Below are 12,195 nucleotides of genomic sequence, written 5' to 3' on the forward strand. Positions count from 1 at the left end.
GATAATGTTATCTTTAGGCGGATAATCTAACATACCAAAAATGAACAAACAACTAACATTTATGATTCTTATTTGCATGCTGATAACAGCCTGTAATAAGAGCCAAACACCTCTACCTGTTGAAACAGGAGTAGCAAAAACGCTAGCTGATTTCAGAGAACAAAATATTTCCAATTTGGAATATCATCTGCAATTTGATATCCCGGAAGGAAAAAGCGTTGAAATTCCGGGTAAAAACAAGATTGTTTTTGAGTTACAATCGACTGATCAGGATTTACAAATCGATTTTCGTGAGCGTGCAGATTTGATTAAATCGGTGAAAACCAATGGTAACACATCTGCTTACCGTTTCGAAAACGAACATGTTATTATTCCTAAACAGGAGTTGAAAGAAGGGCGAAATGAAATCGAACTGGAGTTTATAACGGGGAACACATCTTTGAACAGAAATGATGAATTTTTATACACATTGTTTGTACCAGATCGTGCCAGAACCGCCTTTCCTTGTTTCGATCAACCCAACTTAAAAGCAAAGTTCGCATTAAAACTTAGCGTACCTTCGCATTGGAAAGCAATGGGAAATGGAAAATTGAAGCAAGCAAAGGAAGAAGGCGAAAGAACCACATACGATTTTGCTCAAACAAAACCATTGCCAACTTACCTGTTTTCCTTTGTGGCGGGAAAGTTTGAAACCATAACACGCGAGCACAATGGCCGAAAACATACCATGTACCATCGCGAAACCGATCCTGAAAAAATCGATAATAATACGGATGAAATCTTCAGAATACTTTTCGAATCGTTGGATTGGCTTGAGGAATATACCGATGTACCTTATCCTTTCGCAAAATACGATATCGTGGTGATTCCTTCATTCCAATATGGTGGAATGGAACATACCGGAGCTACTCTTTATAATGCTTCGCGAATGTTCTTGGATAAAAATGCCACCAAAAACAGGTTACTGGCACGTGCCAACCTAATTGCACACGAAACTGCTCACATGTGGTTTGGCGATTTGGTAACCATGAAATGGTTCGACCAGGTTTGGTTAAAAGAGGTATTCGCCAATTTCCTTGCGGATAAAATTACAAATCCGAGCTTCCCGGATATGAACCACGACCTGAAATTTCAGATGGCACACTTTCCAAGTTCTTTCAGCGTTGATCGAACAAGTGGAGCCAATCCAATTAACCAGGTTCTGCCTAACTTAAAAGATGCAGGAACTGTGTATGGAGCCATTATTTATCACAAATCTCCAATTGTGATGAATATGCTTGAAAATATAACAGGTGAAGAAGCCCTGAAAAAAGGTTTACAAACCTATATGAAAGATTACGCCTATGGAAATGCCAGCTGGGAAGACCTGATTGCTATACTGGATGCCACCACAGACTTCGATTTAAAGCAATGGAGCAAAGTTTGGGTAGATAAAGGTGGTAGACCTACAATTTCGTGTGAAATTGCTTCAGAAGGCGGTAAAATCACCAATTTAGCATTGTCTCAAACCGATATTAAGGGGAACCCAGGAAATTGGACGCAAGATTTACATTTGGTATTGGGATATCAGGATTCTTTCAAATCGCTTCACCTAAACATGAATGGCGCTGATGTGCCTGTAACAGAAGCCAAAGGAATGGATGTGCCCGAATATATCATTCCAAACGCAAAAGGTGATGCTTATGGATTTTTCACATTAGATCACAAAAGCAAAGAATACCTGCTGAAAAACTTCCACAATATCGATGATGATTTAATTAGAGGAATTGCATTAATTAACTTGTATGAAAATCTTCGTGGAGGATTGGTAACAGGTCTTGAGTTTGTTACGGCAATGGAAAAGCAAATCGAGGTTGAAGAAAACAGTTTGATTTTGGAGCGCCTGCTTTCCTATGTAAAATCGGCTTACTGGCTTGATTTAAATATGAATGAGAGAAAGCAAGTTGGCAAAAGTTTGGAAGAAACCCTTTGGATTAGATTGAGTAGTGAAAAAGACATGAGCAAAAAATCGAGTGTCTACTCTGCATTAAGCAGTATTACTGAAACTCCCGAACGATTGTCTCAACTATATAAAGTCTGGAAAGAAGAAATTGCCATTGGTGGTTTTAGTTTATCAGAAACAAAAGCTACTGCCCTGGCTTGCAATTTGGCCATTAAAATGCCTGAGAAAGCTGATGAGCTTATTCAGACCCAAATTGAGCGAATCAAAAACCCTGATCGCAAGAAAAAGATGCAATTTGTTGCTCCTGCCCTTTCTGCCAACCAGGAAGTTCGCAAAGCATTTTTTCAAAGTTTGAAAAATGAAGAGAACCGACAAATTGAACGTTGGGCCCTGGAAGGCTTGCGTTATTTAAATCATCCGATAAGGGAACAAGAAGCACTTGGCTATTTGCCGCAAGCACTTGAATTGTTGCAGGAGATACAGATTACAGGAGATATTTTCTTCCCTTACAACTGGTTAAGTGCAAGTTATAGCGGCCACCAATCGAAAGAAGCGGGTGATATTACTCGTAAGTTTCTTGAGGAAAGGCCAGATTATCCTGAAAATCTGAAATTGAAGATTTTACAGACTGCGGATGTAGTTCTGAAAAAATAAATCTAATAGATGACTGAGTAAATGTTTATCGATTAACAAAGCAAACAAGATGTATATATTTGTTGGTTTGGGAGCATTTCAAGCCTTTATATTCTCGCTATTGCTGATCACAAAAAAGAAAAACAGCCGATAATTTTTTGGCTGCTTTCTTCTTTATGATTTGCCTGTACTTGCTAAACATTTACTCAGTTAAATATGATTTGTGGAAAAGTGTTCCAAATATTTTCCTCTTTATTACTGTAGTTGCTCTAACTTTTGGACCATTATTGTACTTCTATGTGACCTCATTACTTGGCAGAAAAATAAGCCGTAAACAATTGTTATTTCATAGCATTCCAATCGTGCTAACATTTCTAATTATTTTACCATTCGCTTTTCGCGATAACAGTGAAAAATGGCTCTATTTCACCGATAAATTTATAAACCTGCCAATCAACCTGGCTATCGGTACATTTTTACAATATTTATCTGCGCCCATTTATTTCATTTGGATCATTAGCATTTTAAGGCAACACAAAACCATTATTAAACAAACGCATTCATCTATTGATAAAATAAGTTTGAATTGGATGCGTAAACTTTTATATGGAGTTGCATCTGTTTGGATTGTGGATTGCTTATTTGTTTTATCCATAAATTTCACTCAATTTGAAATTTATTATGGAATATCGATCATCATTAAATATACATTCATCTTTCTCATGATCCTGTTGGGATTTTATGGCATTAATCAAGGCTATATATTTTCATCGAATCACAAGTCTGACCATAAGAATCAAAAGGAGAACAATGATGCTAAGAAGCGAATTCCTGATGAAACGATTGAAGAGTATACAGAAGCTTTACTCCAATTCATGCAGAATGAAAAGATCTATTTAAACAGTGAAATCAGAATACAAGATTTGGCCATTGGGGTAAACATGCCCGTTCATATTTTATCTCATGTTATCAATTCGAACCTAAATCAGAATTTTTACGACTTTATCAACTCCTACCGTATTGATGAAGTAAAAAAGCGTTTGCACGATAAAGATTACGCCAATTATACCATAGTTGCAATTGCCAATGATTGTGGTTTTAATTCAAAAGCCACATTTAATCGATTGTTTAAGCAATACACAGGCGTAACCCCAAGTCAATATAAAAAAGCCTCGCCTTAAAACATTTCACAAATGAGTCTCATTATAAAAAACTGAGACTCTTATCTCCTGATCTATACTCATATTTGCTCATCAACAAAAACAAATAAAGATGAGTCACAATTTCTATCCAACCGTTTCCAATCATCGAATTGAACTTCTAGATGTTCTTCGAGGTTTTGCCATTATTGGAATACTATTATCGAATATTTTAATTCTAAGCGGATACATTTTTACCCCATTTTCTGATTTGGAAAAAATGCATCTTCCGAATCTTAACAGCAAGCTAGACCTCATGATTGGAATACTTGTTCGTGGAAAATTTTATCCCATATTCATGATTCTTTTTGGCGCAGGATTATACATGCAATTCAGAAAAAGTAGTGAACAAGGCTTCCTAAAATTTTTCGGATGGAGAATGTTTGTACTGGTATTAATTGGTCTTATGCATCAAACTTTTTGGGCTGGAGATGTTGTTACGGTTTACGCCTTATTTGCTTTTTTACTGATTCCAATGCGAAAGATGAAAGCCAAAACATATCTTATTTTAGCATCAATCATGTTTGTTTTGCACTTTATATCCTACTATTTTTTAAACGCCTACCTCCCAACAGAGCATCCTACCGAACGTATTGCACAACTCCATCTTCCAGGAGTTGGACCAAACGAATTAATAACATCTGTTAAAAACGATGGCATCGCCGGACTTTGGTTCATCACAAAAAGTCAGCTGGGTTTTCTTTGGACAATTCCACGATACATAAGAGTGAGTCCGAGTACGGTATTTTTATTCATGCTAGGTGCCTACCTGTTGGGAACTGGATTTTTTGTAGAAAAAGCTCATAAACCCAAGTATTACATCAGCTTTCTGATATTAGGTGTAATTGGAACCTATCTAATGTGGAGCTATTCCTATTCATTTAGCATTATAGGTAATGTATTTTTGGCACTCTTTTACATTTCTGTAATTGCATTGATTATGAGAAGTACTTATGGACAAAAATTCTTAAAAAAACTTGCACCCTTAGGTCGAATGGCGCTTACTAACTACATTATGCAATCCATTATCTGCATCCTAATTTTTTATGGAGTTGGATTAGGATATTTCGCAGAACTTCCGCTTTACATGGTAATATTCGTTGCCATTTTAATTCTTCAATTCCAGATATTATTCAGCAAGTATTGGCTGAAGAAATTCAAATTCGGACCGTTAGAAGGCCTGTGGAGAAAATTAACATACGGCAAAAACTTCAACAAACAATAAGAATGAAAACAGTTAGGGGTTTTCATTTCCTTGAAAGTGGTAAGTGAGCTTTTGCAGCTCACTTATTTTTATCGCAATTAGGAACTCTATTTGTCTTTGGCTGAAGTTGCAGGGCTTACTTCATGCAAATAAAAGCAGGCATCCCACTCCAAAGCTTCCATTTTCATGTAATAATCATTCTCGCGCAAGCTGGTTTCACTTTCCAACCAGGGAAGAGCCTCAACCGGTGCTTTTGCCCAATTCACAAAATAATTCTTGTCGGAAAGTTTCTTCATTACAGACTCCATTCCATCGGCCTTCGCAGCTTGTATATCATCTATAAATCGTTCGGCCGGACGTTGCCATTTGTTCCAAAACTTCCCGCCACCATAACACATCCCAATTACATAGAACTCATTGCCTAATTCTTGTTTTATCAATTGCGCCATAGGTGTAAAATTTCCCCAAACACCATCTTGCAGCTGACTTTTTGTTTTGGTGTGTACCACATGGTTAATCAGGATAATTTTCGCATCTTCTCTCTGGTTTAAAGCCCATAAAACATTGTGTGCCATCATTAGTTCGCGACCGTTTAATCCGGCATATCGATGTGGCTCCATCCCTTTTCTATCGCCATAATTGCGGTAGTAATTCTCTGCCATTCGCATGGCAATGCTGCTTTGTAGTGCCCATTGGTATTCTGCATTGTTCCATTTGGCTATAAATGCATCCCTATTCTGGTTAAAATGCTCAATCACCTCATCGAAAATAATAGCCAGGTGTGCTTTTTGTTCTGCACTTAATTGTTCCTGATAATTCAGCCTTGCCTGAGTAGTTCCCATGATTTTCAGTATTGGGTCAAGCTTTGACATCAAGTGTTTGGCGTAATCAGGGTCAACTTTTTTCAGATAACCGGTAATACGCTCTACCGGCGGATACCAATTGGTGTAGAAACCACCAATATCTGCACCATAATATCTCAATACATTGTCATGATTTTGGTTGTATTCGCGCATCCAGTTCACCAGGCTTCTTCCCTCTTCCCAGGCTCCATACATCTTGTTAAAACCTTGCTTGTAAACATTACCTTCCACCTTTTTTCCCAGTATAAAATCATAAACCATTCGCGACTCAGGAAAGCCACTTTCTGTAATTACAGTATTAAATCCTTTTTCCTGAACCAGGTATCGAATTAGCCTTTCGTGAAGCTGCATCATTTCCTTACAGTTATGGAATCCTTCGCTAATGGCAACTACCCGGGCATCTCCAATGGATTCGGCAATGGCTTTAAGGTCATTATTTTCGGTAGTTGGAAGCAGAGAATTAATTACAATTGCATTCTGTTTTCCCCATTCTACAAATGCTGTTTGGCTTTTGGTAAGAACCTCATGTTTTGTAATGTTTTTATTGGGTGCATGCTTACAGGAGAAAAAGCTTATCGCGATAAGCAAAAGAGAAGAATTAAGTAGTTTAAATGCATTCATGTAATTGAGCTTTAATTTTCAAAACATAAATGTACACAAAGCCATAATAATTTGAAAAATTAGGATACCTTCCCTTTTAATTTCTCTTTTAAAACCTGTTTATACTTTCTACCAATGGGTAATTCCTGGTTTTCGATTAAAACAGATGCACTGGATATTTTTTCAATTTTTTGAAGTGATACAATATAGGACCTGTGAATTTGACAGAAATCTTGCTTCGATAAAATTTCGTTCCAATATTTTAAGGGAGAGTTTACCATGTATTTTTTGTTGATGCAATGCAGGAATGTATAATCTCCATCCGATTTCACGTATAAAATATCAGCAAGATTAACACTTGCATATTCATAACCTACCTTCACCAATAAACTTTCTTTCTGCTCTTTTTCATCCTTAGTGTACTCTCTCTCAACCCTCTCCATAGCTTTCTTAAATCGATCAAAAGAAATTGGTTTCAGAAGGTAATCCAATACGTCAAAATCGTATGACTGAACAGCATATTCATGAAATGCAGTGGTTAAAATCACAAGTGGTTTGTAGTTCAATATTTTCAGAAAATCCATTCCGGAAAGTTTAGGCAAGTGGATATCCAAAAAAATCAGGTCAACTGGAATTTCTTTCAGATATTCCAGGGCCTCGATAGGATCCGAAAATGTAGCTTTAATTTCAAGATTGGCATAATCGCCTATGTATTTTTGCAATATTCTCTGTGCAGGTGCCTGATCCTCAATTATAATACATGTAATCATTGTTTTATCTGCTTAAGGTTCATCTTCAGTTTTACAATGTATTTGTCACCACTTCTTGTACTTTGGAGCTGATAGGCATTTGGATAGAGCAACTCTAAACGAGATTGTACATTTTTTAGCCCAATACCTCCTTCAATATCAGTTAAATTTACTTTTTTATCGTAAGTATTTTCGCAATTGAACTCTAAGTGTCCATCTCTCATCTTAAGCCATATTGAGATTTGAATTCCTTCGCTCTGACTTGCCAAACTGTATTTAAAGGCATTCTCGACAAAGACAATCAATATCATGGGTGCGATATAAAAATCGTGGTCCATATAACTTGTATACTCCACCTTTCCTTTTCCTTCCAGTTGCAACTCATTCAGTTTGATAAAAGAATTTAAATTTTGCAACTCTTTCTCCAAACTAACGGTATTGCCTTTGCAGTCGTAGAGCATATACCGAAGTATAGAAGATAGTTCTAGAATAATTTCGGGTGTTTTAGGCGATTTTTCGATTGCATATGAATACAGATTATTCAAATTATTGAATAGGAAGTGGGGATTAATTTGCTGCTTTAAATACTCCAACTTGCTCTCAGCCATTATTCTGCTTAGATGTTCAATTTTATTCTGGTTTACGGTGGCATCCCAAACAAACTTACTGGCTACCAATATCAGTATTAATGGCAAAACATCGAGTAAACTATGTATAAATTCAAAATGATTGCCCCTGCTTTTGGGATAGAATATCTGTTCCAACACAAATTCTTCAATAAATATTGCAAGGCCGCAAACCAATATAAAACCAATGGCAAAATAGACATACTTTCTTTTGTAATAGAATTGCGGTAACAGATAATAATTTACAATAAGCGCCATCACAAAGTAATTGGAAAGAAATAAAACCTCATCCCAATGAAGATGTGGATGATGTTTATCAAACACGATTAAAACAAATAAGAGCAATAGAATCATGATTTGAAACAAGAGCTCTTTATAGATGGATTTTAAGCGGTATTTCATTGGCTTGTTTTTCAATTTTAGTAAAGATATTGATACTTACAAATGTAGTCAAACAGATAATCTCTCCCGATATGAATCGACCAACAACAGATTGACAAGGTCGAATAACCAAATTTACCTTCCAGATGCTTTCAGGCAAGATAAAATTGCCCTCCATCGAACTTCTTTGGTCAGTTTTTGAAGTGAGAATAATTTTGGCTTAGATCAGAATTTTAAACTCACTCAATATGAATAAAAAATTACTAAGCTTATTTGGCTTACTCATTACACTTAGTTGCTTTCAGGCTTTTGCTGAGACTAATATTCGAAAAATAGTTGTTAGCGGAAAAATAATTGAAAAAAGTAGTGAAGTACCTATAGAATATGCAACCATAGCAATTCTTGCAAACGATGGACAGCTAATAACCGGCGGTATTAGTGGAAAAGATGGAAGTTTTCAACTTGAATCACCTCGTAAAGATTTTTACATCAAAGTAAGTTTTATAGGATATCAAACCATTGAAATAAAAGATTTTAACATTAAAAACAATAAGCTTGAATTGCACGCTATTTACCTAAGTAGCAGTCATGCACAACTTGGCGATGTAATTGTTAGAGCCGAAAAATCTCAAACTGTTTTTAAACTCGATAAAAGGGTATTTAATGTTGGTCAAGACCTGGTAAGTGCCGGTGGCAGTGCCCTGGATATTCTCAATAATGTACCATCGGTTGATGTGAGTATTGAAGGAACCATAAGCCTGCGAGGCAGTTCGAGTGTGCAAATGCTGATTAACGGAAAACCATCGGTTATGGCCAGCAGTAAAACCCTGGGAACAATAACTGCAGACATGATTGATCGTGTTGAAGTTGTTACCAATCCTTCGGCAAAATATGATGCTGAAGGAACCAGTGGTATTATTAATATTATCCTGAAAAAGGACAATAAAAAAGGCTTGAACGGAGCGGTAACAGCAAATGTAGGAAGTCCGAAAAACTATAGTTTTGGCTTAGGCATGAACAGAAGAACCGAAAAACTAAACCTGTTTACTCAAATTGGAATTGGTGACAGAAGATTTTTGTCGGAGAACTACAGCAAAACCATTAATTATTTGAGTGACACTCAGCCACAAACGATCTCGAAAGGCGATGGAGAAAAAAATGAACAGTTCTACAATTTTATTTTGGGAGCCGATTACCATATCAGTAAATATCAAAGCATTAGCGTTTCGGGACATTATGCTTATGAATCGGAGGATGAATATTCTACAACCAATTATGAATACAATGAATTACTTGGTAGTGGAACTGATGAATCGATTCGAAAAGAAACCACCAGTGCAAGCAATCCCAAATGGCAATATGAGCTGAATTACACCAAAGAGTTTGCCGACAACAAAGAACGAAAACTAAGTGCAAGTGCTACAGGTTCCTTTTTTGGGAAAGATAAAATTTCGCTATTTACCAATACTGAAGGCAATGGCTATTTGAATTTAAAGGATGAGAAAATAGACAACGATTTTTCCAATGCTGAATATAGTTTCCAGGCCGATTACGTTCATCCATTCTCTGAACATACCATTTTGGAAAGCGGGGTAAAAATGGATATTAATCTGAACAAAGATGAACAAATTCAGTATGATCAATCGGGTGAAGATTGGTTGGTGAATGATAATTTGAGTAACAAATTCGAATTCGATCAAAATATAAGCGCCCTATATTCAACTTATGCCTACGAAGGTGAGAAAATCAGCTTTAAGCTAGGTTTAAGGGCCGAACATGAGTATAAAAAAAGTAAACTTGAAAACACACAGGAAAACAATAGCTCAAATGATACAAGGCTTTTTCCAATTTTTCATACTTCCTATAAAATGAACGAAGGATTTTCATTGCAAGCGGGCTATTCGAAACGAATTAGGAGACCACACATGTGGGATTTGAATCCATTCGAAAGTTTTCGTGATCCTTTAAATATCAGCAAGGGAAATCCCGATCTGAAACCAAGTTTAAGCGATGCTTTCGAGATAACAGCCATTAGGCAGTTTAAATCAGGATCGATTAATGCATCGGTTTTTTATACTCACACAAAAGATGTTGTTGATGATATCTATTTTGTAAATGATAATGTGAGAACCACCATGCCAGTAAATGTTGGAAAGAGTAAAAATACGGGTGTTGAAATCAATAGTAAACTTGAACCATTGCAATGGTTGTCCTTGCTTGCCGAGGCAAATTTTACGGCTTACAAACGAACTGGATCGTACGAAGAACAGGACTTTGATTTTAGTAACGAATCGTGGTCGGCACGAATGACTGCCAAATTTAAATTGCCATATCAAATAGATGCCGAATACAAATTCAGATACCGATCGAAAGCCGAAAGTTTGCAAGGTTTCTATAAAGCCATTAGCTATTCTGATTTTGGGATTCGTAAGAAATTCATGAAAGGAAAGGCTGTGATTAACCTAAGTGTAAAAGATGTATTTGACTCCCGCAAACGCAAATTTGAATCGAAGAGCAGCGATTTTTACACCTATAGCGAACACCGCCGCAGCGGCAGACTATGGGTAGTAGGAATAAGTTTTGGATTCGGGAAAGGTGAAACCATGGAATATTCTGGTGTAAAAATGTTTTAGGTGTAGATAAAAGTAGTGTGTAAAAGCCGTTTTTCCATTTGCAGGAAGAGCGGCTTTATTATTTCAGTAGCCCAATAAAAAGTTTTAAAATTTCTGAATCACCAAAACTCCTGCAAGTATCAATAAAACGCCAAGAATTCTTCCCCAATTTACAGGCTGCACCTGTATGCCAAACAAGCCAAAGTGATCGATAATCAATGAAAAAGCCAACTGTCCCAAAACGATAAGTGCAAAACTTAGAGCTGCTCCCAGGCGAGGAACCAGAAAGATTACCGATGATACATAAACGGCTCCAATGGCTCCGCCAATCCATGCATGTAATGGTGCTTCTTTTACTGCTTGTAAAATGTTATTGGGTGTTCTCATACCTAGAACCACGAAGAGTAAGATGCATCCGCCCACCATAAAATTGACCAAGGCAGCCATTAGTGGCGCTTTCAGGAATGATCCTAACTTGGCATTCACACTTGCCTGAATCGGCATTAGGCAGCCAACCAGCAATATCAAAATCATTAGGAAATATCTCATAGCTTACATTTTTTGTGTAAAAGTAGTGATTTCTATGAGCTATTCTTCCTTGAAATCCTAAAAGCCTATTGATTCATGGGTACTTCCATTAACAGAATGGTTGAGCCTTTTCCCGCTTGTATACTGATTTGTTCGGCATCCCAAATCCCCATTCCATCGCGTGCTATTAATTCCTGATTTTCAATCATAGCATTTCCCTCAATCACAAACACATACACCCCATTGGTTTTTGAGTGCAACTGGTATTCCTGATTATTGCCATTCGTAAATTGGCCAATATGGAACCATGCATCCTGGTGAATCCAAACACCCTGATCATCGGCATTCGGAGAAAGAATTTGATTGAATTGATTTTCTTTGGAAATATCAGCAATAGAAATTTGATCGTACCTTGGCTCTACCTGCTGTTGGTTTGGAATGACCCAAATTTGTAGAAACTTTACTTCTTTATCCTTGTTTTTATTGTACTCGCTGTGATACACACCTGTTCCTGCACTCATTACCTGAATTTCGCCGGTCTTAATCCTGGCAATATTCCCCAAACTATCTTTGTGCTCCAGTTCTCCTTCCAATGGAATCGAAATAATTTCCATATTCTCATGCGGATGCGTTCCGAAACCTTGTCCTCCGGCAACTGTATCGTCATTAATTACCCTTAAAACTCCAAATTGCATTCTCTCTGGATGGTAATAATTTGCAAAACTAAAGGTATGATATGAATTCAACCAGCCATGATTTGCATGTCCTCTTGTATTGGCTTTGTGTAGTATTTTCTTCATCGATTCTAATTTTTTATCTTAAAAGAATAACATCTAATCGGCATTAAATGTTCGCTTA

9 protein-coding genes are annotated in these 12,195 nt (G+C 36.8%); 4 read left to right on the forward strand and 5 right to left on the reverse strand.

All coding sequences use genetic code 11. From position 1 onward, the window contains the following. The first annotated feature begins 40 nt into the window (after window positions 1-40). The 3 genes from ELS83_RS10970 (at window position 41) to ELS83_RS10980 (ending at window position 4,999) form a co-directional block, all read left to right on the forward strand. Window positions 41-2,596: a M1 family metallopeptidase gene (locus tag ELS83_RS10970; RefSeq protein ID WP_171595614.1), complete on the forward strand. Its 2,556-nt coding sequence runs from the start codon at window positions 41-43 to the stop codon at window positions 2,594-2,596. 155 nt (window positions 2,597-2,751) lie between these two features. Further along, window positions 2,752-3,756, forward strand: coding sequence for a helix-turn-helix domain-containing protein (locus ELS83_RS10975; RefSeq protein WP_171595615.1), 1,005 nt, complete (start codon window positions 2,752-2,754; stop codon window positions 3,754-3,756). Window positions 3,757-3,847: 91 nt separating this feature from the next. Continuing rightward, complete coding sequence (locus ELS83_RS10980) at window positions 3,848-4,999, forward strand: DUF418 domain-containing protein (RefSeq protein WP_171595616.1); 1,152 nt, start codon at window positions 3,848-3,850, stop codon at window positions 4,997-4,999. A gap of 86 nt (window positions 5,000-5,085) precedes the next feature. Here ELS83_RS10980 and ELS83_RS10985 read toward each other — a convergent pair whose 3' ends face one another. Genes ELS83_RS10985 through ELS83_RS10995 form a run of 3 tightly spaced genes read right to left on the reverse strand, consistent with a single transcriptional unit; the run spans window position 5,086 to window position 8,218 of the window. Beyond that, complete coding sequence (locus ELS83_RS10985) at window positions 5,086-6,462, reverse strand: erythromycin esterase family protein (protein ID WP_171595617.1); 1,377 nt, start codon at window positions 6,460-6,462, stop codon at window positions 5,086-5,088. Between the two features lie 59 nt (window positions 6,463-6,521). Then, window positions 6,522-7,211, reverse strand: a complete 690-nt coding sequence (locus ELS83_RS10990) for a LytR/AlgR family response regulator transcription factor (RefSeq protein ID WP_171595618.1) — start codon at window positions 7,209-7,211, stop codon at window positions 6,522-6,524. Beyond that, complete coding sequence (locus ELS83_RS10995) at window positions 7,208-8,218, reverse strand: sensor histidine kinase (RefSeq protein WP_171595619.1); 1,011 nt, start codon at window positions 8,216-8,218, stop codon at window positions 7,208-7,210. Before ELS83_RS10995 ends, ELS83_RS10990 begins: the two co-directional genes overlap by 4 nt. A gap of 227 nt (window positions 8,219-8,445) precedes the next feature. On the opposite strand from ELS83_RS10995, the gene ELS83_RS11000 reads away from it, so the two are divergent. Next, complete coding sequence (locus tag ELS83_RS11000) at window positions 8,446-10,830, forward strand: TonB-dependent receptor (RefSeq protein WP_171595620.1); 2,385 nt, start codon at window positions 8,446-8,448, stop codon at window positions 10,828-10,830. A gap of 84 nt (window positions 10,831-10,914) precedes the next feature. Here the strand turns inward: ELS83_RS11000 and ELS83_RS11005 are convergent, their stop codons facing one another. Both ELS83_RS11005 and ELS83_RS11010 read right to left on the reverse strand, forming a co-directional pair. Continuing rightward, window positions 10,915-11,358 (reverse strand): DMT family transporter, encoded by a 444-nt coding sequence (locus tag ELS83_RS11005; RefSeq protein WP_171595621.1) that lies wholly within the window; start codon window positions 11,356-11,358, stop codon window positions 10,915-10,917. Between the two features lie 65 nt (window positions 11,359-11,423). Then, window positions 11,424-12,137 (reverse strand): pirin family protein, encoded by a 714-nt coding sequence (locus ELS83_RS11010; protein ID WP_171595622.1) that lies wholly within the window; start codon window positions 12,135-12,137, stop codon window positions 11,424-11,426. Between the last annotated feature and the right edge of the window lie 58 nt (window positions 12,138-12,195).

The sequence above is a fragment of the Marinifilum caeruleilacunae genome (assembly GCF_013141825.1).
GTDB classification, from domain to species: Bacteria; Bacteroidota; Bacteroidia; order Bacteroidales; family Marinifilaceae; genus Marinifilum; species Marinifilum caeruleilacunae.

Bases quoted from the DNA above. Each gene is read 5' to 3' on its own strand.
- ELS83_RS11005 (WP_171595621.1), bottom strand. From the start codon at position 11,358: ATGAGATATTTCCTAATGATTTTGATATTGCTGGTTGGCTGCCTAATG.
- ELS83_RS10995 (WP_171595619.1), bottom strand. From the start codon at position 8,218: ATGAAATACCGCTTAAAATCCATCTATAAAGAGCTCTTGTTTCAAATC.
- ELS83_RS10980 (WP_171595616.1), top strand. From the start codon at position 3,848: ATGAGTCACAATTTCTATCCAACCGTTTCCAATCATCGAATTGAACTT.
- ELS83_RS10970 (WP_171595614.1), top strand. From the start codon at position 41: ATGAACAAACAACTAACATTTATGATTCTTATTTGCATGCTGATAACA.
- ELS83_RS10975 (WP_171595615.1), top strand. From the start codon at position 2,752: ATGATTTGCCTGTACTTGCTAAACATTTACTCAGTTAAATATGATTTG.
- ELS83_RS10985 (WP_171595617.1), bottom strand. From the start codon at position 6,462: ATGAATGCATTTAAACTACTTAATTCTTCTCTTTTGCTTATCGCGATA.
- ELS83_RS11000 (WP_171595620.1), top strand. From the start codon at position 8,446: ATGAATAAAAAATTACTAAGCTTATTTGGCTTACTCATTACACTTAGT.
- ELS83_RS11010 (WP_171595622.1), bottom strand. From the start codon at position 12,137: ATGAAGAAAATACTACACAAAGCCAATACAAGAGGACATGCAAATCAT.
- ELS83_RS10990 (WP_171595618.1), bottom strand. From the start codon at position 7,211: ATGATTACATGTATTATAATTGAGGATCAGGCACCTGCACAGAGAATA.